Source organism: Pseudomonas sp. yb_5 (assembly GCF_043103865.1).
Taxonomy (GTDB): Bacteria; Pseudomonadota; Gammaproteobacteria; order Pseudomonadales; family Pseudomonadaceae; genus Aquipseudomonas; species Aquipseudomonas putida_Y.
Genome location: NZ_JBICKE010000012.1, coordinates 70,330 through 90,781, shown reverse-complemented (window position 1 = coordinate 90,781; position 20,452 = coordinate 70,330). Strand labels below are relative to the sequence as shown.

Genomic DNA, 20,452 nt, shown 5'->3' with positions numbered 1-20,452 from the left:
GGCGCTGCAGGGGTTATGGCAGACACATCTCACCGCCAAAACCACCTCAAGACATCCCCCCTACAACAGCAACAGCAACAACCAAACCCCAAAAACAAAACGGGGAGGCCTGACGGCCTCCCCGCTTCATCTACTTCCCTTACAGGCTAGGGAATGCAAACTGCGACGCTTCATGGCTGGCCCGCTGCGGCCAACGCTGGGTAATTGCCTTGCGGCGGGTATAGAAGCGCACACCATCCGGGCCGTAGGCATGCAGGTCACCAAACAGCGAACGCTTCCAGCCACCAAAGCTGTGGTAGGCCACCGGCACTGGCAGCGGTACGTTGACACCCACCATACCCACTTCGATCTCGTCGCAGAACAGACGGGCCGCTTCACCGTCACGGGTAAAGATGCAGGTACCGTTGCCATACTCGTGATCGTTGATCAGCTGCATGGCCTGCTCCAGGCTATTCACCCGGACCACGCACAGCACCGGACCAAAGATCTCTTCTTTATAGATGCGCATCTCCGGGGTCACCTTGTCGAACAGTGTGCCACCCACGAAGTAGCCATCTTCATTACCCGCCACACGGAAGCCACGTCCATCCACCACCAGCTTGGCGCCAGCAGCAACACCGTCATCGATGTAACCCACGACCTTGTCACGCGCTGCCGCAGTCACCAGCGGGCCCATGTCCAAGCCACACGAGGTGCCGGCACCAATCTTCAGCGCCTTGATCTGTGGCTCCAGCTTGGCAATCAGGGCATCGGCCACTTGGTCGCCCACGCACACGGCTACCGAAATGGCCATGCAACGCTCGCCACACGAACCGTAAGCCGCGCCCATCAGGGCACTGACTGCGTTGTCCAGGTCGGCATCCGGCATCAGCACCGCGTGGTTCTTCGCGCCCCCCAGGGCTTGTACACGCTTGCCACGCTTGGTGCCTTCGGCATAGATGTACTCGGCGATCGGGGTCGAACCCACGAAGCTCAGTGCTTTCACTTCCGGTGCTTCGATCAGCGCATCCACCGCTTCCTTGTCACCGTGCACCACGTTGAGGATGCCCTTCGGCAGCCCGGCTTCCAGCAGCAACTGGGCAATGTACAAGGTCGAGCTCGGGTCACGCTCGGAAGGCTTGAGGATGAATGCGTTGCCGCAGGCGATGGCCAGCGGGTACATCCACAGCGGCACCATGGCGGGGAAGTTGAACGGGGTAATACCGGCAACCACGCCCAGCGGCTGGAAATCGGACCAGGCGTCGATGTTCGGACCGACGTTGCGGCTGTACTCCCCCTTCAGCACTTCTGGGGCTGCACACGCGAACTCGACGTTCTCGATACCACGCTTCAGTTCGCCGGCGGCGTCCTCCAAGGTCTTGCCGTGCTCTTCGCTGATCATCTGCGAAATCTTGGCTTCGTTCTGCTCCAGCAGTTGCTTGAAGCGGAACATCACCTGGGCGCGCTTGGCCGGAGGGGTGTTGCGCCAGGCCGGGAAGGCGGCCTTGGCCGAGTCGATCGCTTCCTGAACAGTTGCGCGGCTGGCCAGTTCGACCTTGCGAACGGCCTGGCCAGTGGACGGGTTGAAGACATCGGCGGTGCGCTCACCCTTGGTAACCAGTTCGCCGTGAATCAGGTGCTGAACAATGCTCATGCAAAACTCCAGATAAACAAAGGAGAGCCAGGCACGCGCTGCGTGCGTGCGCCTGGCATCAAAATCGGAAAGATCAGTCGATCAGGTTCAGGGTTTCGCCTACCGCATCGAACAGGCGGTCCAGTTCCTGCGGCTTGGTATTGAAGGTTGGCCCGAACTGCAGGGTGTCGCCACCAAAGCGTACATAGAAGCCCGCTTTCCACAGCTTCATGGCCGCTTCGTATGGGCGAACGATGGCATCACCGTCACGGGCGGCGATCTGGATGGCGCCGGCCAGGCCGTAGTTGCGGATATCGACGATATTCTTGGTGCCCTTCACGCCGTGCAGCAGCTTCTCGAAATGCGGCGCCAGTTCAGCAGCGGACTGCACCAAATTTTCCTTCTGCAGCAGGTCCAGCGCGGCGATACCGGCGGCACAGGCTACCGGGTGCGCCGAGTAGGTGTAGCCGTGTGGGAATTCCACCGCGTATTCCGGGGTCGGCTGGTTCATGAACGTCTGGTAGATCTCGCTGCTGGCAATCACTGCGCCCATCGGGATGGCGCCGTTGGTCACCTGCTTGGCGATGCACATCAGGTCTGGGGTAACGCCGAAGGCTTCCGAGCCGGTCATCGCACCCATGCGGCCGAAGCCAGTGATCACTTCGTCGAAGATCAGCAGAATGTTGTGCTGGGTGCAGATTTCACGCAGACGCTTCAGGTAGCCCTTCGGCGGCGGCAGCACACCGGCCGAACCGGCCAGCGGCTCGACGATGACTGCTGCGATGTTGGAGGCATCGTGCAGCTCGATCAGCTTGAGCATTTCGTCAGCCAGAGCGATACCGCCCTCTTCCGGCATGCCCTTGGAGAAAGCGTTCACCGGCAACACGGTGTGGGGCAGGTGGTCGACGTCCAGCAACTGACCAAACATCTTGCGGTTACCGTTGACGCCACCCAGGCTGGTACCCGCGATGTTCACGCCATGGTAACCACGGGCACGGCCGATGATCTTGGTCTTGGTTGCCTGGCCTTTCAGACGCCAGTAAGCACGCACCATCTTCAGTGCGGTATCGGCGCACTCGGAACCGGAGTTGGTATAGAAGACGTGATTCAGATTGCCCGGAACCAGCTCGGCGATCTTTTCCGCCAGCTGGAACGACAGCGGGTGGCCGAACTGGAACGCTGGCGAGTAGTCCAGCGTACTCAGTTGGCGGGTCACCGCGTCAGCGATTTCCTTGCGAGTGTGCCCTGCGCCGCAGGTCCACAGGCCGGACAGGGCGTCGAAGATCTTGCGCCCGTGGTCATCGACCAGGTAGTTGCCTTCGGCCGCCACGATCAGGCGAGGGTCACGCTGGAAGTTGCGGTTGGCGGTGTAGGGCATCCAGTGGGCGTCCAGCTTGAGCTGGCTGGCGATACCGGCAGGGGCGGTTTCGGGCATGTTCATCGGCGGTTCCTCGGAAGACGATTAGGCAACGATGTATCTTGTTGCAGCTAAATTGGCACGGCGATAGAGTCTGAAAAAGCCTACATTTCTAACCTTCAGACAGGCCGAGACTAAACTAATGAGCCGACGCCCCGATCCACTCGCCCAAGTCAGCGATTTCGACATCCGCCTGCTGAAGATCTACCGCAGCGTTGTCGAGTGCGGTGGCTTCTCGGCTGCCGAAAACGTACTGGGCATAGGTCGCTCGGCCATCAGCCAGCAGATGAACGACCTCGAGCAACGCCTCGGCCTACGCCTGTGTCAGCGCGGCCGCGCCGGTTTCTCGCTGACGGAGGAAGGCCGCGAGGTCTACCATTCAGCCCTGCAACTGCTCAGTGCACTGGAAAGCTTCCGCACCGAGGTCAACGGCCTGCACCAGCATTTACGCGGCGAGCTGAACATCGGCCTGACCGACAACCTGGTGACCTTGCCGCACATGCGTATCACCCACGCCTTGGCGGAACTCAAGGATCGGGGCCCTGACGTGCGCATCCAGATCCGTATGATCGCCCCCAGCCAGGTCGAGCACGGCGTGCTCGACGGCAGCCTGCACGTTGGCGTCGTACCACAGACCAGCCCGCTATCGGGGCTTGAGTACCAACCGTTGTACAGCGAACGCTCGCTGCTGTACTGCGCAGTCGGCCACCCGTTGTTCTACGCCGACGACCAGCAGATAGACGACGAACGCCTCAATAGCCAGGAAGCCATCACCCCCACCTTCCGTCTGCCCGCCGAAATCCAGGCGCATTACCAGGCACTGAATTGCACAGCCAGTGCTTCTGACCGCGAGGGCATGGCGTTTCTCATCCTCACCGGGCGCTATATCGGCTACCTGCCCGACCACTACGCCACGTTCTGGGTCCAACAAGGCCGTTTGCGTGCGCTAAAGCCCAGGGAGCGTTTTTATGACCTGAGCCTGAGCTGGGTCACCCGCAAAGGCCGGCGCCCCAACCTGGTGCTGGAAAGCTTCCTCGAAAGCCTGGCTGCGACACGTTGATGCCAGTCTGTGCCGTAAACGCTTGTCACTTCGGCACAGGCAGGTAATCTTGTGCCACAGCCGCAGCCACTGCCCCGTACGGAATCGTCCATGACCCTAGAAGTCCCTGCGCATCGCCTCTCCGCCTCGGGCAAGCCCGCGGGCCGTATCCGCCAGAAGAACGAACAGGCCATTATCCAGGCCGCTGAAGATGAATTCGCCCGCCATGGTTTCAAGGGCACCAGCATGAACACCATCGCCCTCAAGGCGGGGTTGCCCAAGGCTAACCTGCACTACTACTTCACCAACAAGCTGGGCCTGTACATCGCCGTGCTCAGCAACATCATCGAGTTGTGGGACAGCACCTTCAACGCCTTGAGCGTCGATGACGACCCCGGTGAAGCCCTGAGCCAGTACATCCGCACCAAGATGGAGTTCTCCCGGCGCAACCCGCAAGCTTCGCGCATTTTCGCCATGGAAGTGATCAGCGGTGGCACCTGCCTGACCGAATACTTCAGCGCCGATTACCGCGAATGGTTCCGCGGCCGTGCTGCGGTATTCCAGGCCTGGATCGAAGCAGGCAAAATGGACCCGGTCGACCCCGTGCACCTGATCTTCCTGCTCTGGGGCAGCACCCAGCATTACGCCGACTTTGCCACCCAGATTTGCCAGGTGACTGGCCGCAGCCGCCTGACCAAACAGGACATGGAAGACGCGAGCAACAACCTTATCCACATCATTCTGAAGGGCTGCGGCATCAAGCCGGCTGCCTGACCGTCCTTTATGCCTTCTACCCTGCTCGACCTCTGCGAATACCGCGAGGAAATCCGCAAAAGCCGCTTCATCACCCTCGCCGGGCCGATCAGCAGTGCCGCCGACGCGATGAATTTCATCGAACGTCACAGCGACTTGGCCGCAACCCACAACTGCTGGGCCTGGAAACTCGGCGCGCAGTACCGCAGCAGCGACGATGGCGAACCCGGTGGCACCGCTGGGCGGCCGATCCTGGCGGCCATCGAAGCGCAGGACTGCGACCAGGTGGTGGTGCTGGTGATCCGCTGGTACGGCGGCATCCAATTGGGCACCGGCGGCCTGGCCAGGGCCTATGGCGGCGGCGCCAACAAGTGCCTGCAACAGGCGCCCAAGCGCCTGCTGGTGCAACGCAGCAATTTCAGTTGCAGCTGCAGTTTCAGCGAGCTGGCGTTGGTGAAGCTGCGCCTGGCCGAGGTTGACGGCCTGGTCCTGGATGAACAGTTCACCGCCAATGGTGTTGACCTGCTGATTGCCCTCGGTGACGCCCACCTGGCGCCATTGCAACAGCAACTGGCGGATTTGAGCCGCGGACGTATTTTGCTCGAAGCACGCTGAACATTGCCCACAGCAACTGTGGGCCTGCCTGTGGATAAGCTTGGGGCAAGCTCTTGCAGGCTAGTGATTTCAAGGCCCTCAGAGCCTTGATCATATTTTGATCACTATTTGATGACAGTCGTAAACTGCTGAATGTGCGCGACTTATCCCCAGCGAACCGCCCACCCAAACCGCACCCCACTCGCTCACCTTGCACACAATAACTGTGGACCAGCTTGTGGATAACCCGTGTGCCAACCGGCGAAGCGCCCGGCCCCGCAAGGCCCAGACGAAACTGACCATTTTTTGACCAACAGCAAACCAGGCACGCATATCCGCCGTGACGTATGCTCAGTTCCTTTCTCCTACACCGATAAAGGAATGTTCCTATGGCTAATTCAAGAACTGCCCTCATCATCGGCGCCTCGCGCGGGCTTGGCCTGGGCCTGGTACAACGCCTGCACGAAGACGGCTGGAAAATCACTGCCACCGTCCGTAACCCGCAGCAGCCCGGCGCCCTGGCGAACGTGCCCGGCGTGCACATCGAGCAGCTGGAAATGAACGACACCGTCCAGCTCGATGGCCTGAAGCAACGCCTGCAAGGCCAGGTATTCGACCTGATATTCGTCAACGCCGGGGTCATGGGCCCCTTGCCGCAAGATCTGGAGGCGGTAAGCAACAGCGACATTGGCGATCTGTTCATGACCAACGCCGTGGCGCCGATACGCGTGGCTCGCCGCCTGGTGGATCAAATACGCGAAGGCAGTGGTGTGCTGGCCTTCATGAGCTCGATCCTGGGAAGCATCACCATCCCCGACGGTGGCGAAATCTGCCTGTACAAGGCCAGCAAGGCGGCACTGAACTCGATGATCAACAGCTTCTTCGTTGAGCAGCAGCGCCCGGACCTGTGCGTGCTGGCCATGCACCCGGGCTGGGTGAAAACCGACATGGGTGGCGAAAACGCCGATATCGATGTGCTCACCAGCACCCGCGGCATGATCGAACAGATCAAGGCCCAAAGCGGCAAGGGCGGCCTGCGCTTCATCAACTACAAGGGCGAACCCTTGGTCTGGTGATTCACCAGGTCGCAGCCCGGCTGGGCGCATTGCCCGGCCGGCCCCTGTAGAATGGCCGCAACTGTACCTGATTGAGATGAACCACTATGTATGACTGGTTGAACGCCCTGCCCAAGGCCGAACTGCACCTGCACCTGGAAGGCTCGCTGGAGCCCGAGTTGCTGTTCGCCCTGGCTGAGCGCAACAAGATCGCCTTGCCCTGGGCCGATGTGGAGACCTTGCGCGGTGCCTATGCCTTCAACAACCTGCAGGAGTTCCTCGACCTGTATTACCAGGGCGCCGACGTGCTGCGCACCGAGCAGGACTTCTACGACCTGACCTGGGCCTACCTGCAGCGCTGCAAGGCCCAGAACGTGATCCACACCGAACCCTTCTTCGACCCGCAGACCCATACCGACCGTGGCATTGCTTTCGAAGTGGTGCTCAACGGCATCAGCCAGGCGCTCAAGGATGGCCGCGAACAGCTGGGCATCAGCAGCGGCCTGATCCTCAGCTTCCTGCGCCACCTCAGCGAGGATGAAGCGCACCAGACCCTCGATCAGGCCTTGCCGTTCCGCGATGCGTTCATTGCCGTAGGCCTGGACAGCTCGGAGATGGGCCACCCACCCAGCAAGTTCCAGCGTGTGTTCGATCGCGCCCGTAGCGAAGGCTTCATCGCCGTTGCCCATGCTGGCGAAGAAGGCCCGCCTGAGTACATCTGGGAAGCCCTCGACCTGCTGAAGATCAAACGTATCGACCATGGCGTGCGCGCCATCGAGGACGAGCGCCTGATGCAGCGCATTATCGACGAGCAGATCCCGCTCACGGTGTGCCCGCTATCCAACACCAAGCTCTGCGTGTTCGACCACATGAGCCAGCACAACATCCTCGACATGCTCGAGCGTGGCGTGAAAGTCACGGTCAACTCGGACGACCCGGCCTACTTCGGTGGCTACGTCACGGAGAACTTCCACGCTCTGCATACCCACTTGGGCATGACCGAAGACCAGGCGCGTCGCCTGGCGCAGAACAGCCTGGACGCACGGCTGGTTTGAGTAGCATGACGACGTTGCGCTCAACCGACCTGCAACGTCGCCACGCGGGCTATGCGATTGATCTGCTGGATACCCAGCGCCGAGATATGCAATGCCCGCGAGTCCTCCAACTCACGCATCCAGCCAGATTGCAGGAACAACCTGAACAAGGCCTGGCCCAGTACGCCCCCCAGATGCGGGCCCTGGTCATTCCATTCGGTGCAGCGGCAGATCACGCAACCTCGTTGCTGGTGTGGCGCCAGGGCATCGATGTACACCCCGACCAAGGCCAACTGCGCCCGCCCCTCGTCACTGACCCTCAAGTGCCGTCCGCTGCCTTCCAACCAGCCAGCCACCACCATGCGATGGTACAGCTCACTGGCCAACTCCCCACCCAGGTGATCGCCACAACGGCGCGCCCGGCGCATCGACAGGGGCAGCGACGATACCGGCGCTTCGGCACGCTCTCCCCTGGCGCTTTCCAGTTGTACGCTGGCCAAGGCCTCTACCGCTGCTCCGACCTGCGGGGTAGCCAGGCAGAAGTAACGTTTGCGGCCCCTGGCTTCATGCCTGAGCAAACCGGCCGACGACAGCAGCGAAAGGTGTGCGCAGGCTGACGATGAAGTCAGGCCAGTCATTATCGCGAGCTCATTGGCCAATCGTGGTGTGCCATCGATCAATGCCCACAGCATGGCACTGCGCTTGGGGTCGGCCATCAGGCTGGCGATCTGGCTGATACTGCTGGCTGCGTTCATGTCCTTGTAACTCCCTGCAATTTCACGGTGGGGATGCGATGGCCAACCCTGCCAGGGAAGCGCCTCTCGCTGGCACTGGCCTGGTTCGCCAGTATAAGCCGCAGAAAACGCCGTTCAGACGCCCACCTGCCGCAGCACCCAGGATGAAAAACCACTGGGTATGTCTACCCATGGCAAGCAGCGAAGCGGCTGCGAGATACTCCCCGGCACCACGTCAACCAAGGCACCGGTACGCCCACACAGGCGCGCTGAAACATCTTGATGAAAACAAACTTGCAGTCATTTCAGATACGGCCCACAGCAACCTTCCGCAAATAGCGCGAAACAAAGCGAAGGTTCTGTGGGTTTGCAGGCATTGCGCCCAAAGCAGGAAACACCGCCAGGAAAATGCACGCACCTACCGTCAGTCAGGACGCTGAAGCAGTGTCATGGCAGGCTCGCAGGCCAGCGCTACACTTGAGCCGCTGCCCTTTCTGGAGGTATGCCGCGATGAAAATTATCGTAAGTGCGTCGAGCCGAAACCCCGCCTGTCCTTGGCAAGTCCAGCTCGATCAGCACGTGGTCAGTTTCCGCAGCGAGGCTGAGGCACGTGCCTTCGTCGCCACGCTGGAAAACCGTCTGCAGGCACCTCATCCCCTCATGCGGGAGCCTTGGCCTGCAGACGTCGGGTCAACAGCGCGACACTGACCGCCAGCGCCCCGCACAGGCTGATCACGATTGCCATTGGCACCGCACTGCCGTCATGCAGCAGGCCGACCAGTGCGGCAGCACCCGCAGCGACGCTGAACTGCACACAGCCCATCAGTGCCGAGGCGCTACCGGCACGCGCGCCCTGTCCGCTCATGGCGCAGGCCGAAGCATTGGGAATGATGCAACCCAGGCTGGCGATACAGATGAACAGCGGCACCAGCAGCGGCCACAACTGCGCTGGGCGCAAGGCCGCCACGCCCAGCAGCACCAGGCCCGCAACCAGATACAGCCACACCGCGCGGCCCAGCAGGAACGCCGGTCCGCGTTTGGCCAGCAAGCGGGCGTTCACCTGCGCCACCAGAATAAAACCTGCGGCATTGGTACCGAACAGCCAGCCGTAGTGCTCTGCGGGTACGCCATACAGCTTGATGAACACGAAAGGCGAACCGGCGATATAGGCAAACATGCCGGCAATGGCGATACCGCCGGTCAGGGCATGGCCGAGGAAAACCCGGTCAGCCAGCAGCCGCAGGTACTGGCGCAACGCACCAGACAGCGGCTGGCGCGGTATATGCTCAGGCAGGCTTTCTGGCAGGCCCAGGCTTACCGCCAAAAGGCAGCCGGCACTGAACAGGCTCAGAGCGAGGAAGATCGACTGCCAGCCGGCCAGGTTCACCAGCACCCCACCCAGCATCGGTGCCAGGATCGGCGCCAGGCCCATGACCAGCATCAGTTGCGAAAACACTTTGGCTGAAGCTACCGGGTCGCACTTGTCGCTGACGATAGCCCGCGAAAGCACCATGCCGGCACACCCACCCAATGCCTGGATAAAACGTGCCAGCACCAAGGTGTCGAGGTTGGGGGCATAGGCACAGGCCAGTGAAGCCAAGGTAAACAGGGTCACGCCGAAGATCAGCGGCTTGCGTCGACCAAAGCGATCGGCAACTGGGCCATAGGCCAATTGCCCGATAGACAGGCCCAGGAAGTAAGCGGCCAAAGTGGCCTGGATGTGTTTTTCATCGGTGGCGAACGCTTGCGCCATGGCCGGGAAGGCTGGCAGGTAGAAGTCGATCGCCAAGGGCCCGAACGCACTGAGTGCGCCTAGGATGAGCACCATTCGCAGGTTCATCAGGAATCCATAGCAGGCTAAGCAAGTGACTGATTCTACCTGCTGTGGACCCTATCGATGTGAAAACATTTGCAACACTGTTACCCCCCAGTGGGAGCAATCAGGTCTTCAGGCGAGTTCGGCCTGGTACCCCTCATCCCGAATCGCGGTGAGGATCTGCTCCTGCGCCAACTCGCTCTGCACACGCACCTGTTTGCCTGCCAGATCAACTTCCACCCTGGCTGCCGCATCCTGCTCCTGCACCGCGCGGGTCACGGCTTTCACGCAATGGCCGCAGGTCATGCCTTGTACATTGAACACTTGCATGAGGGTTACCTCCTTCAGGTTTTTCACTAGTCTCAAGCTTGCCATCAGGGCAAGGTCAAGCCTTGCCTGCAACACCCGGGGTGGAAATCCGCGTCCGCGTCGGCCAAGCTGCGCCTTTGACGATCAGGCAAGCAGGAGATTTTTCATGTTCAGGGCAGCATTGGGCGTCGTCGGGCTATTGGGCGCGCTGGCTGTGGTGCCACCGGCCTTCGCCGAGGGCAACTCGGCCTACAGCGTACTGATCATTTCCCGGGAGCGCCTGGAAGTGGCCACCAGCTGCGAAATCGGCGTGTACCTCAACGACCAGCTTTCCGGGCGCGTTTTCCAGGAGCAGTCTACCTCGTTCAACTTGCCGCCTGGCCCGGTGGATGTACGCCTGCGCCTGCTACCTGGGCAAATGCCGGGTTGCGCCGCTGGTATAGAGGACCAGCGCAGCACGCGTTTGAATCTGCAGGCGGGCCAGATCAACAAATACCGCATCGCCATGGGGCAATATGGGCTGGAGTTGAAACGAGCCGACCTGGGCTATTGACCTTGCCTGCGTGGCAAGGTTGATGCTGGAGGCCTGTCCAAGGAGGAGAGCCATGCCCGCATCCACCACATACGACCTGCCGATCTCCGGCATGACCTGCGCCAGCTGTGCTGGCCGGGTCGAGCGCGCCCTGCGCAAGGTCACCGGCGCTGAACAGGTCAGCGTAAACCTCACCACTGAGAAAGCCCGGGTTCTGGCCGCGCCTGACAGCCTGCCGGCTTTGGTCAAAGCCGTGCGGGAGGCCGGTTACGGGGTGCCCACCCGCACCCTCGAGCTGCAGATTGGCGGCATGACCTGCGCCAGTTGTGTCGGCCGTGTGGAGCGCGCCCTGGGCAAATTGCCGGGGGTCGAGCAGGTCAGCGTCAACTTGGCCAGCGAACGCGCGCACCTCGAAGTGCTTGCGGCCCTGGATGACAACCTGCTGATCGACGCTGTGCAAAAGGCAGGCTACAGCGCCAGCCTGCCACAATCGACCAAGGACGACCAAAGCACTGTCCAGCGACGCCTGCGCAACGAGCGCCTGGCAGTCGGCGCAGCCTTGCTGTTGGCCCTGCCGCTGGTATTACCCATGCTGGTGCAACCGTTCGGCTTGCACTGGATGCTACCCGCCTGGGCGCAGTTCCTGCTGGCCACACCCGTGCAGTTCATTCTCGGTGCCCGCTTCTACATTGCGGCCTGGAAGGCCGTGCGCGCCGGTGCTGGCAACATGGACCTGCTGGTGGCCCTGGGCACCAGCGCTGGCTATGGCCTGAGCCTGTACCAATGGGCACAGGCTCCCGCCGGCATGGCCCCGCACCTGTACTTCGAAGCCTCGGCCGTGGTGATTGCCCTGGTATTGCTGGGCAAGTACCTGGAAAGCCGCGCCAAACGCCAGACCGCCAGTGCCATCCGCGCCCTCGAAGCCCTGCGCCCGGAACGCGCCGTGCGCGTGGTCGACGGCCAGGAGGAGGATGTGGCGATCGCCCAGTTGCGCTTGGGCGACCTGGTACTGGTCAAGCCCGGCGAGCGCTTCCCGGTCGACGGCGTGGTCGAAGACGGCAGCAGCCACGCCGATGAGGCCCTGATCAGCGGCGAGAGCCTGCCAGTGCCCAAGCAACCCGGCGACAGCGTCACCGGTGGCGCCATCAATGGCGAAGGCCGGCTGCTGGTGCTTACCCAGGCGCTGGGCACCGAGACCGTGCTGGCGCGCATCATCCGCCTGGTGGAAGACGCACAGGCCGCCAAAGCGCCGATCCAGAAGCTGGTCGACCGTGTCAGCCAGGTATTCGTCCCCGCTGTGCTGGTACTGGCCCTGATCACCCTGATTGGCTGGTGGCTGGCTGGGACACCGCTGGAAATCGCGCTGATCAACGCCGTCTCCGTGCTGGTCATCGCCTGCCCCTGCGCCCTCGGCCTGGCCACGCCCGCGGCGATCATGGCCGGCACCGGGGTCGCCGCCCGCCACGGCATCCTGATCAAGGATGCCGAAGCCCTGGAACGTGCCCATGCGGTCAACCGCGTAGTCTTCGACAAAACCGGCACCCTCACCTCCGGCAGCCCGCAGGTGGTTCACAGCCAGGCACTGGACGGCAACAGTGCCGACCTGTACCGCCTGGCCGGCGCCCTGCAGCGCGGGAGTGAACACCCACTGGCCAAGGCGGTACTGGTGGCCTGTGCAGAGCAAGGGCTGGACGTGCCAAGCGTTGCCGACAGCCAGTCGCTGACCGGGCGCGGCATTGCCGGTCGCGTTGAAGGCCGTGAACTGGCACTGGGCAACCGTCGACTGCTTGACGAAAGCGGGCTGCAGCCCGGCGAGTTGGCCGAAAAGGCCCAGGCCTGGGAAGCCGAAGGGCGCACACTGTCGTGGCTGATAGAACGCGGCACGCAACCAAGTGTGGTAGGCCTGTTCGCCTTTGGTGACAGCCTCAAGCCGGGCGCCGCGCAGGCCATCGACACCCTGCACGCCCAACACATCAGCAGCCACCTGCTGACCGGTGACAACCGTGGCAGCGCCAGAGTGGTTGCCGAGGCCCTGGGCATCGACGATGTGCATGCCGAAGTGCTACCGGCCGACAAGGCCGCGACCGTGGCCGCGCTCAAGCAGGAGGGTGTGGTTGCCATGGTTGGCGATGGTATCAACGATGCCCCGGCGCTGGCCGCAGCCGACATCGGCATTGCCATGGGTGGCGGTACCGACGTGGCCATGCAGGCCGCGGGCATCACCCTGATGCGTGGCGACCCGCGCCTGGTGCCCGCCGCACTGGAAATCAGCCGCAAGACCTACGCGAAGATCCGCCAGAACCTGTTCTGGGCATTCATCTACAACCTGATCGGCATCCCGCTGGCCGCGCTAGGTTACCTCAACCCGGTACTGGCAGGTGCCGCCATGGCCCTGTCCAGCGTAAGCGTCGTCAGCAACGCACTGTGGCTTAAAACGTGGAAACCCACCAGCAACACCCAGGAGGCGCCATGAACATTGGCCAGGCCGCCCGCCGCAGCGGGCTCAGCACCAAGATGATCCGTTACTACGAATCCATCGGCCTGCTCAAACCGGCCACACGCAGCGACAGCGGCTACCGCCTGTACCAGGCGGAAGATTTGCACAACCTGGCCTTCATCAAACGCTCCCGCGACCTGGGCTTTTCCCTCGAGGAGGTCGGCAAGTTGCTGGCCTTGTGGCAGGACCGCCAACGTGCCAGCGCCGATGTGAAGGCGCTGGCCATGCACCATATCGATGAACTGAACCGGCGCATCGAGGAGCTGGTGAGCCTGCGCGACACCCTCGGCGAGCTGGTTTCGCACTGCCAGGGTGACGACCGCCCGGACTGCCCGATCCTCAAAGACCTGGCCAATGGCGCTGCAGGCAGCTGTTGTCACTGAGCTGCCACGAGCGTTTGGTATGCCATAAATGTCCAAACACGACCGAATAGTCACCAACCACGACTTTATCCAATAAATACGGGCCTTTTGGCTTTATAAAACCCGGATGCTGCCGATGTAGTTGCTACCTGCCTCGTGTGTCGAAAATAACAATTCCGGGAGCGTCGATGAGCATCAAACAGAAATTGATCTGGGCATTCGCGGTCATCGCCGGCTTGCCCATCGTTCTGGTGGCCACCCTGGTGGTCATCAACCTGCGCGGCGAAGCCCGCGACGGATTCCTCGACAGCAGCAGCCGGGAAATCCGCCAGGTCAGCAACGCGATGAACATCTTCTTCCAGGGGATCAACCAGAACGTCGAGTACATGGCTTCCCAGCCAATGGTCGCCGCCACGGGTAGCGAGCTGAACAAGTACATGAGCGCAACCCCGTCCTACGAACTGGGCGAGCAGGCCAGCAAAATACTCGACTTCATGACCCGCCTGGCCAACTCACATCCCGCCTACGCCTACCTGTCCTATGGGGTGAATGACGGCGGCTACACCGGCTGGCCGGCCGGCCAGAAGTTTGTCAATTATGACCCACGCACGCGCCCCTGGTACCAACTCGCCATGGCCAACCCTGGCAAGACGTTACGTACCGGCGCCTACTACTGGGCCGCCGACGATGCAGTGCTGGTCAGCACCGTGCGCACCGTGGCCAATCAACTGGGCAACCCCGGCGGTGTGGTCAACATCGACGTGTCGCTCAAGGGCCTGACCGAGATCGTCAAGCAGATCAAACTGGGCGAAAGCGGCTACCTGATGCTGGTGGAAAGCAACGGCAACGTGATGGTCGACCCGCGCGACGCCACCCACAACTTCAAGCAGCTGGGAAGCTTTGGCGACGGTTATGCCAAGCTGGCCAAAGCCGGCAAAGGCCTGGTGGAGGTCGAACTCAATGGCGTGCACTACATGGCTAACGTCTACCCCGACCAGCAACTGGGCTGGACCTTCATCGGCCTGATCGAGCAAAGCGAAGTGATGCAGACCACCACCCGGCTCACCTGGCTGATCGGCGTCATCGCTGTGGTGTTGGCCTCGCTGTTCGCGTTGGTCGGTGCGGCCTTCGCCAAACTGATCGTGCGCCCGATCAACAGTGTCACCAATGGCCTGGAAGACATCGCCCAGGGTGAGGGAGACCTGACCCGCAACCTGGAAATCCGCGGCCGCGACGAAACCGCGCAACTGGCCAGCTGGTTCAACCAGTTCCTCGGGGCCATTCGCAGCCTGATCCAGCACATCGGCACTGCTGCCAGCAAGATCCTCAGCACGTCCAGCAGCTCGACCCGCGTCTCCAGCGACATGGCCGAGGCGGCCGGCCGCCAGCGTGAAGCCGTGGACATGGTTTCCACCGCATTCCACGAAATGGTCGCCACCGCCAATGAAGTGGCACGGTCCTGCAGCCAGGCAGCGCAGTCGGCCGACAGTGGCCAGCAGCAGGCCCGCGAAGGCCAGCAGCAGATCGATGCGGCGGTACACAGCGTTGATCGCCTGAGCCACGAAATCGAGCAATCGGCGCAGTCGATCCAGCAACTGGAGCGTGACAGCAACGCTATTCAGTCGATCCTCGGCACCATCCGTTCGATTGCCGAGCAGACCAACCTGTTGGCCCTGAACGCCGCCATCGAAGCGGCCCGTGCCGGTGAGCAGGGCCGCGGCTTTGCCGTGGTGGCGGACGAAGTGCGGGCGCTGGCCAAGCGCACTGCCGACTCCACCGCCGAAATCGACGGTCTGCTGGGCAACCTGGCCAGCCGTACCGCCGAAGTGGCCGAGCAGATGCACGCCAGCCTGGAAGTGTCGCAGCAGTCGGTGAGCCGCATTGGCCTGGCCCGCGACAGCTTCGGGCAGATCCGTGAGTCGGTGGACGTGATCCGCGACATGAACACCCAGATCGCCACGGCGGCCGAAGAGCAGCATCAGGTGGCCGAGGACATCAACCGGCACATCAGCCAGATTCACGGGGATGCGCAGTTGGTGGCCGAGCTGGCCCAGGCGGCGCGCCAGGACTCCGAGAGCCTGGCCGGGCTGTCCAATGAGCTGGATACGCTGGTGCGCAGGTTCCGCACCTGATGAGGCATGGCCTGTGCCGGCCCTTTCGCGGGTGGTAACGCGGCCTCTGTAGGCGCGGGTTTACCCGCGAAGAGGCCGGCACAAGCAACCGTAAACTAAAGCTTCAACTCCCCCGGTGTCGCCCCAAACAGCTGCTTGAACGCCGCAATGTAGGCCGAGGTGGAGTCATACCCACACCCCAGCGCCGCCTCGGTCACATTCTCCCCCGCCTCCAGCAACGCCAGCGACGACAACAACCGCATGCGCTGCCGCCAATTACGAAAGCTCAACCCGGTCTCCCGCTGAAACAACCGCATCAGCGTCTTCTCCGAACACCCCAGCTGCCGCGCCCACTGCTGCAAGGTCTGCGACTGGTCTGGTGCAGCGATCAAGCCATTGCACAGCGCCAGCAAACCAGGGTGGCGGGGCAACGGCAGCGAAAAACCGACTTCCGGCAAAGTGCGCAACTGGTCGAGCAGCACCGCCACCAGACGCGCCTCGGCGCTGTCGTCCTCTGGGTAATCCGCCGGGAACAGGCAGAACTGCTTGATCAGCTCGCGCGCCAGCGGCGTCACTTCCAGCACCCGGCATTGTTCCGGCGCCCATGGGCAGGCATCGCGGCGTACATACAGGCTGCGCATCTCGGCTTGCATCGAGGTGACCACTTCATGCTCGGCATCGGCAGGGATCCACACCCCCCACTGCGGTGGGGCAAAGTAACTGCCGTCGCGTGTGTACACGCCGAGTACGCCGCTGATGGCGTAGGAAAACTGTACCCAGTCGTGCCGGTGGCGAGTGGTCCACGAACCGGCGCCAAGGCTTTCGGCACGGGCGTAGAGGGGTCTGGGCAGGTGTTCCAGCGCGGGGATAGCGCGGGGGTGTCCGATGATCGGCATGGTATTTTCTTTTAGTTCTGACCAGACAAGCCTAACAGCTGGATCATGATCGAGGCACTCGCCGCCTCTGCCGTTACCCTGGAGGTACTTCAGCGCTCGACGATAACGGTCACCCCCTGCCCGCCTGCCGCACAGATCGAAATCAGCCCGCGCCCCTTACCCGCCGTCGCCAGCAGCTTGGCCAGGCTGGCCAATATCCGCCCACCGGTTGCCGCAAACGGGTGCCCGGCCGCCAGCGAACTGCCCTTGACATTGAGTTTGCTACGGTCGATCGCGCCAAGCGGTGCCTCCAGGCCCAACCGCTCACGGCAGTAGTCGGCATCCTCCCAGGCCTTGAGCGTGCACAGCACCTGGGCAGCAAAGGCTTCGTGGATTTCGTAATAGTCAAAGTCCTGCAGCGTCAGGCCATTGCGTGCCAGCAAGCGCGGCACGGCATACACAGGCGCCATCAACAACCCTTCGCGCCCCGTGACAAAATCCACCGCAGCGGTTTCGCCATCGACCAGATAGGCAAGCACCTGCAACCCCTGCTGCTGCGCCCACGCCTCGCTGCCCAACAGCACCAGCGAAGCACCATCGGTCAACGGCGTGGAGTTACCCGCCGTCAACGTGCCCTGCCCGCTGCGGTCAAAGGCTGGTTTGAGTCTGGCCAACTGCTCAAGACTCAGGTCGGGGCGCAGGTTGTTGTCCCGTGTCAGCGAAAGAAACGGCGTCAACAGATCTTCCTGCCAACCCTCGGCATAGGCAGCGGCCAGCTTCTGGTGGCTAAGCAGGGCCAGTTCGTCCTGCTCGGCACGGCCAACGCGCCAGGTGTGGGCCATGCGCTCGCAATGCTCGCCCATCGACAACCCCGTGCGCGGCTCGCTATTGCGTGGTAGTTCGGGTTTCAGGTGACGAGGCCGCAGCTTGAGGAAGGGCTTTAACCGTTCGCCAAGGCTTTTGCCACGGTTGGCCTGCAGCAATATATGGCGCAAGCCTTCGTTGACGGCGATGGGCGCATCGGAGGTGCTATCGACACCGCCAGCAATACCGCAGTCGATCTGCCCCAGGGCAATCTTGTTGGCCACCAGCAGCGCAGCCTCCAGCCCGGTACCGCAGGCCTGCTGGATGTCATAGGCCGGGGTCTGCGCAGACAGGCGCGAACCCAACACGCACTCGCGGGTCAGGTTCATGTCGCGCGAGTGCTTGAGCACGGCACCGGCCACCACCTCGCCCAACCGCAGCCCGTGCAGGCAATAGCGTTCGATCAAGCCTTCAAGCGCGGCCGTGAGCATCGCCTGGTTGCTGGCCGTGGCGTAGGCGCCATTGGCGCGGGCGAAGGGGATCCGGTTGCCACCCAGGATCGCGACCCGGCGAGCTGAACGCATGCGCTTATTCCTCCTGAAACAATTTGATCGGTACAGCCTAGGTGTTTTTACCGCATTCGAACGACCCTGCCGCAAAGTTGGTCCACACTTTCAAGCTTGCCTTTCGGGAGACCCCTCATGAGCGATCGCTACCTCGGTTTTGCCAACTCCAATCTCGGCCGCCGCCTCGTGGATGCCCTTGGCCTGCCACGCCCGGCGCCACTGGAGCGCTGGCAGGCTGGCCGCCTGCGCCCGGTAGAAGGTGCCCTGGTACTGGGTGGCGGGCCACTGGCGAAGCAGGTCGAAGCCATCGCCCCGTGCCTTACTGACGAGGTTTACAGCTTCAGCGCCGACAACCTGCAGGCTGAAGCCTGGGTGGCCGGCCTGGGGCCGAAAATCAAGGCCGTGGTATTCGATGCCAGTCATTTGTCCGACAGCGATGCACTGAAGCAGTTGCGTGAATTTTTCCAGCCGCTGCTACGCAGTCTGGCCCCATGCGCCCATGTACTGGTTTTAGGCCTTGCACCGGAAGGCCTCGACAACCCACTGGCCAGCGTTGCACAGCGTGCCCTTGAGGGCTTCAGCCGCTCACTGGCCAAGGAACTGCGCAATGGCGCTACTGCCCAGCTGTTGTATGTCGCCCCCGGTGCCGAAGATCAGCTGGAAGGCGCCCTGCGCTTCTTCCTCTCGCCAAAGAGTGCCTTCATCTCTGGCCAGGTTCTGCGCCTGCAAGCCTGCACCAGCCAGGTGGAAGACTGGACCCGCCCACTCGGCGGTCGCCGTGCGCTGGTCACGGGGGCTGCGCGCGGCATCGGTGCCGCCATTGCGGAAACCTTGGCACGGGACGGCGCCGATGTACTGCTGCTGGATGTACCGCAGGCCAGCCAGGACCTCGACGCCCTCGCTGCACGCCTTGGCGGCAAGGCACTGCCATTGGATATATGCGCTAGCGATGCGGCAACGCAACTGCTCGCAGCCCTGCCCGACGGCATCGATATCGTGGTTCACAACGCCGGGATCACTCGTGACAAGACACTGGCCAACATGACGCCGGAATACTGGGACGCCGTGCTGGCCGTGAACCTCAAGGCACCGCAGGTGCTCACCCAGGCGCTGTATGACAACGGCGCGCTGGGGGAAAACGCGCGCATCACCCTGCTGGCCTCGGTCAGCGGCATTGCCGGCAACCGCGGGCAGGCCAATTATGCCGCGAGCAAAGCCGGGCTGATCGGCCTGGCCCAGGCCTGGGCGCCACGGCTCGCCGAGCGCGGTGGCAGCATCAACGCCATCGCCCCCGGTTTCATCGAAACCCACATGACTGCAGCCATGCCCATGGGCCTGCGCGAGGCAGGGCGGCGCTTGAGTTCGCTGGGCCAGGGTGGGCGCCCGCAGGACGTCGCCGAAGCCATTGCGTGGCTCAGCCAGCCAGGCTCCGGGTCGGTCAACGGCCAGGTGCTGCGGGTGTGCGGCCAGGCACTGATGGGAGCTTGAGCATGAGCCGACAATGGCACGATCTGCACAACCCGGCCGCCCGCGCCAGCCTGTACCTGCGCGCAGCCAGCAAACGCACCATCAGCGGCGACCGGCTGCCGGACGATGGCCTGCGCTGTTTCATTCGGGTCCAACCGGGCAACCTGGGGGCGTATCGAAGGCTTTGCCACTTTCCCGATGATGGCCGCCTGCCAGGGACTTATCCCCATGTGATGGCATTTGCCCTGCAATTGCAGCTGATGACGGCCGATGATTTCCCCTTCCCGCTGCTTGGTCTGGTACACCTGCACAACCGCATCGAAGTGCTGCGCCTGCTTGGTGCTGTCGAAGGGCTGCGCTTTGCGGTGTATGCGCACAACCTGCAGCGCCATGCCAAAGGGGGCACCTTCGACCTGGTCACCGAGGCTGAAGATGGCATCGGCCTGCTCTGGCGAGAGACCAGCCGCATGTTGGTGCGTGGTTTGGCCCTGGAAGGCCAGACGAGTGAGCCGGCCGACACTGAGCCTGATCCGTTGCCCGAAGCCACACGCTGGTACGCCGACAGTGATATCGGTCGGCGTTATGCCAAGGTGTGCGGGGATTACAACCCTATCCACCTCAGTGCAGTCAGTGCGCGGTTGTTCGGCTTTCCCACGGCCATTGCCCATGGCATGTGGACCAAGGCCATGGCCTTGGCCGCGCTGCGTGGGCACCTGCCGCACAGTGGCTATGCCTTTGAGGTGGACTTCCGCAAGCCGGTCAGGTTGCCTTCGGAGGTGGTGCTCAGTGCCAGTGAAGCGGGCCCTTCGGGCCAACTGCGCCTGGATGGGCACGGGGACGTGCTGCATATGGTCGGCCGTTGGGAGTGCCTGTAG

Annotated in this window: 19 protein-coding genes and 1 pseudogene; 13 read left to right on the top strand and 7 right to left on the bottom strand. The window is 62.6% G+C overall.

The genetic code is table 11. The features are described from left to right. Positions 1-139 precede the first annotated feature (139 nt). Positions 140-1,633, bottom strand: coding sequence for a CoA-acylating methylmalonate-semialdehyde dehydrogenase (locus ACF8GF_RS01600; RefSeq protein ID WP_003255276.1), 1,494 nt, complete (start codon positions 1,631-1,633; stop codon positions 140-142). 73 nt (positions 1,634-1,706) lie between these two features. After that, positions 1,707-3,053 carry an aspartate aminotransferase family protein gene (locus ACF8GF_RS01595; protein ID WP_176684412.1) on the bottom strand — a complete coding sequence of 449 codons (1,347 nt, stop codon included), beginning with the start codon at positions 3,051-3,053 and terminating at the stop codon, positions 1,707-1,709. 118 nt (positions 3,054-3,171) lie between these two features. Here ACF8GF_RS01595 and ACF8GF_RS01590 point away from each other — a divergent pair, with 118 nt between their 5' ends. From ACF8GF_RS01590 to ACF8GF_RS01570, 5 genes are all read left to right on the top strand, one after another. Next, positions 3,172-4,089 carry a LysR family transcriptional regulator gene (locus ACF8GF_RS01590; protein WP_176684411.1) on the top strand — a complete coding sequence of 306 codons (918 nt, stop codon included), beginning with the start codon at positions 3,172-3,174 and terminating at the stop codon, positions 4,087-4,089. A 90-nt stretch (positions 4,090-4,179) separates the two neighbouring features. Next, positions 4,180-4,842 carry a TetR/AcrR family transcriptional regulator gene (locus ACF8GF_RS01585; RefSeq protein WP_003255279.1) on the top strand — a complete coding sequence of 221 codons (663 nt, stop codon included), beginning with the start codon at positions 4,180-4,182 and terminating at the stop codon, positions 4,840-4,842. A 9-nt stretch (positions 4,843-4,851) separates the two neighbouring features. Beyond that, positions 4,852-5,436 carry a YigZ family protein gene (locus ACF8GF_RS01580; RefSeq protein WP_176684410.1) on the top strand — a complete coding sequence of 195 codons (585 nt, stop codon included), beginning with the start codon at positions 4,852-4,854 and terminating at the stop codon, positions 5,434-5,436. A gap of 368 nt (positions 5,437-5,804) precedes the next feature. Next, entirely contained in the window at positions 5,805-6,491 is a 687-nt protein-coding gene (locus ACF8GF_RS01575) for an SDR family oxidoreductase (RefSeq protein ID WP_176684409.1), read from the top strand. Positions 6,492-6,577: 86 nt separating this feature from the next. Continuing rightward, on the top strand, positions 6,578-7,525 hold the full coding sequence (locus ACF8GF_RS01570; protein ID WP_176684408.1) for an adenosine deaminase: 948 nt from the start codon (positions 6,578-6,580) through the stop codon (positions 7,523-7,525). Positions 7,526-7,545: 20 nt separating this feature from the next. Here the strand turns inward: ACF8GF_RS01570 and ACF8GF_RS01565 are convergent, their stop codons facing one another. Continuing rightward, entirely contained in the window at positions 7,546-8,259 is a 714-nt protein-coding gene (locus ACF8GF_RS01565) for a helix-turn-helix transcriptional regulator (RefSeq protein ID WP_019438054.1), read from the bottom strand. Positions 8,260-8,748: 489 nt separating this feature from the next. Between ACF8GF_RS01565 and ACF8GF_RS01560 the strand changes: the two genes are divergently transcribed. Next, positions 8,749-8,946: a hypothetical protein gene (locus ACF8GF_RS01560; protein WP_245354978.1), complete on the top strand. Its 198-nt coding sequence runs from the start codon at positions 8,749-8,751 to the stop codon at positions 8,944-8,946. Here the strand turns inward: ACF8GF_RS01560 and ACF8GF_RS01555 are convergent. Next, positions 8,897-10,078 carry a multidrug effflux MFS transporter gene (locus tag ACF8GF_RS01555; RefSeq protein WP_176684407.1) on the bottom strand — a complete coding sequence of 394 codons (1,182 nt, stop codon included), beginning with the start codon at positions 10,076-10,078 and terminating at the stop codon, positions 8,897-8,899. The genes ACF8GF_RS01560 and ACF8GF_RS01555 overlap by 50 nt on opposite strands. Before the next feature lie 108 nt (positions 10,079-10,186). Beyond that, entirely contained in the window at positions 10,187-10,384 is a 198-nt protein-coding gene (locus tag ACF8GF_RS01550) for a heavy-metal-associated domain-containing protein (protein ID WP_014589568.1), read from the bottom strand. A gap of 145 nt (positions 10,385-10,529) precedes the next feature. On the opposite strand from ACF8GF_RS01550, the gene ACF8GF_RS01545 reads away from it, so the two are divergent. The 5 genes and pseudogenes from ACF8GF_RS01545 to ACF8GF_RS01525 all read left to right on the top strand — a co-directional run bounded on the left by ACF8GF_RS01545 (position 10,530) and on the right by ACF8GF_RS01525 (position 15,886). Continuing rightward, the gene (locus ACF8GF_RS01545) at positions 10,530-10,916 is read left to right on the top strand and encodes a hypothetical protein (protein ID WP_003255287.1); all 387 of its coding nucleotides are present in this window, start codon (positions 10,530-10,532) and stop codon (positions 10,914-10,916) included. A 52-nt stretch (positions 10,917-10,968) separates the two neighbouring features. After that, entirely contained in the window at positions 10,969-13,368 is a 2,400-nt protein-coding gene (locus tag ACF8GF_RS01540) for a heavy metal translocating P-type ATPase (protein ID WP_176684406.1), read from the top strand. Then, positions 13,365-13,775, top strand: coding sequence for a Cu(I)-responsive transcriptional regulator (gene cueR, locus ACF8GF_RS01535; protein WP_176684405.1), 411 nt, complete (start codon positions 13,365-13,367; stop codon positions 13,773-13,775). The genes ACF8GF_RS01540 and cueR overlap by 4 nt, the downstream gene beginning before the upstream one ends. Before the next feature lie 167 nt (positions 13,776-13,942). Further along, positions 13,943-15,028 (top strand): annotated as a pseudogene (locus ACF8GF_RS01530) (cache domain-containing protein); the annotation flags it as partial. A gap of 90 nt (positions 15,029-15,118) precedes the next feature. After that, a complete protein-coding gene (locus ACF8GF_RS01525) occupies positions 15,119-15,886 on the top strand; it encodes a methyl-accepting chemotaxis protein (RefSeq protein WP_370688781.1) in 768 nt (255 codons plus the stop codon). A 95-nt stretch (positions 15,887-15,981) separates the two neighbouring features. On the opposite strand, the gene ACF8GF_RS01520 is transcribed toward ACF8GF_RS01525, so the two are convergent. Continuing rightward, positions 15,982-16,761 carry a helix-turn-helix transcriptional regulator gene (locus ACF8GF_RS01520; RefSeq protein ID WP_176684403.1) on the bottom strand — a complete coding sequence of 260 codons (780 nt, stop codon included), beginning with the start codon at positions 16,759-16,761 and terminating at the stop codon, positions 15,982-15,984. 89 nt (positions 16,762-16,850) lie between these two features. Then, on the bottom strand, positions 16,851-18,128 hold the full coding sequence (locus ACF8GF_RS01515; protein ID WP_392487559.1) for an acetyl-CoA C-acetyltransferase: 1,278 nt from the start codon (positions 18,126-18,128) through the stop codon (positions 16,851-16,853). A gap of 117 nt (positions 18,129-18,245) precedes the next feature. Here ACF8GF_RS01515 and ACF8GF_RS01510 point away from each other — a divergent pair, with 117 nt between their 5' ends. Both ACF8GF_RS01510 and ACF8GF_RS01505 read left to right on the top strand, forming a co-directional pair. After that, the gene (locus ACF8GF_RS01510) at positions 18,246-19,598 is read left to right on the top strand and encodes a 3-oxoacyl-ACP reductase (RefSeq protein ID WP_209968163.1); all 1,353 of its coding nucleotides are present in this window, start codon (positions 18,246-18,248) and stop codon (positions 19,596-19,598) included. 2 nt (positions 19,599-19,600) lie between these two features. Continuing rightward, the gene (locus tag ACF8GF_RS01505; RefSeq protein ID WP_392487558.1) at positions 19,601-20,452 is read left to right on the top strand and encodes a MaoC family dehydratase; all 852 of its coding nucleotides are present in this window, start codon (positions 19,601-19,603) and stop codon (positions 20,450-20,452) included.

Excerpts from the sequence above, each read along its gene's own strand:
- ACF8GF_RS01540 (WP_176684406.1), top strand. The coding sequence starts at position 10,969 with ATGCCCGCATCCACCACATACGACCTGCCGATCTCCGGCATGACCTGC.
- ACF8GF_RS01595 (WP_176684412.1), bottom strand. The coding sequence starts at position 3,053 with ATGAACATGCCCGAAACCGCCCCTGCCGGTATCGCCAGCCAGCTCAAG.
- cueR (WP_176684405.1), top strand. The coding sequence starts at position 13,365 with ATGAACATTGGCCAGGCCGCCCGCCGCAGCGGGCTCAGCACCAAGATG.
- ACF8GF_RS01565 (WP_019438054.1), bottom strand. The coding sequence starts at position 8,259 with ATGAACGCAGCCAGCAGTATCAGCCAGATCGCCAGCCTGATGGCCGAC.
- ACF8GF_RS01515 (WP_392487559.1), bottom strand. The coding sequence starts at position 18,128 with ATGCGTTCAGCTCGCCGGGTCGCGATCCTGGGTGGCAACCGGATCCCC.
- ACF8GF_RS01600 (WP_003255276.1), bottom strand. The coding sequence starts at position 1,633 with ATGAGCATTGTTCAGCACCTGATTCACGGCGAACTGGTTACCAAGGGT.
- ACF8GF_RS01510 (WP_209968163.1), top strand. The coding sequence starts at position 18,246 with ATGAGCGATCGCTACCTCGGTTTTGCCAACTCCAATCTCGGCCGCCGC.
- ACF8GF_RS01580 (WP_176684410.1), top strand. The coding sequence starts at position 4,852 with ATGCCTTCTACCCTGCTCGACCTCTGCGAATACCGCGAGGAAATCCGC.
- ACF8GF_RS01555 (WP_176684407.1), bottom strand. The coding sequence starts at position 10,078 with ATGAACCTGCGAATGGTGCTCATCCTAGGCGCACTCAGTGCGTTCGGG.
- ACF8GF_RS01550 (WP_014589568.1), bottom strand. The coding sequence starts at position 10,384 with ATGCAAGTGTTCAATGTACAAGGCATGACCTGCGGCCATTGCGTGAAA.
- ACF8GF_RS01570 (WP_176684408.1), top strand. The coding sequence starts at position 6,578 with ATGTATGACTGGTTGAACGCCCTGCCCAAGGCCGAACTGCACCTGCAC.
- ACF8GF_RS01545 (WP_003255287.1), top strand. The coding sequence starts at position 10,530 with ATGTTCAGGGCAGCATTGGGCGTCGTCGGGCTATTGGGCGCGCTGGCT.
- ACF8GF_RS01505 (WP_392487558.1), top strand. The coding sequence starts at position 19,601 with ATGAGCCGACAATGGCACGATCTGCACAACCCGGCCGCCCGCGCCAGC.
- ACF8GF_RS01520 (WP_176684403.1), bottom strand. The coding sequence starts at position 16,761 with ATGCCGATCATCGGACACCCCCGCGCTATCCCCGCGCTGGAACACCTG.
- ACF8GF_RS01585 (WP_003255279.1), top strand. The coding sequence starts at position 4,180 with ATGACCCTAGAAGTCCCTGCGCATCGCCTCTCCGCCTCGGGCAAGCCC.
- ACF8GF_RS01575 (WP_176684409.1), top strand. The coding sequence starts at position 5,805 with ATGGCTAATTCAAGAACTGCCCTCATCATCGGCGCCTCGCGCGGGCTT.
- ACF8GF_RS01525 (WP_370688781.1), top strand. The coding sequence starts at position 15,119 with ATGGCCGAGGCGGCCGGCCGCCAGCGTGAAGCCGTGGACATGGTTTCC.
- ACF8GF_RS01560 (WP_245354978.1), top strand. The coding sequence starts at position 8,749 with ATGAAAATTATCGTAAGTGCGTCGAGCCGAAACCCCGCCTGTCCTTGG.
- ACF8GF_RS01590 (WP_176684411.1), top strand. The coding sequence starts at position 3,172 with ATGAGCCGACGCCCCGATCCACTCGCCCAAGTCAGCGATTTCGACATC.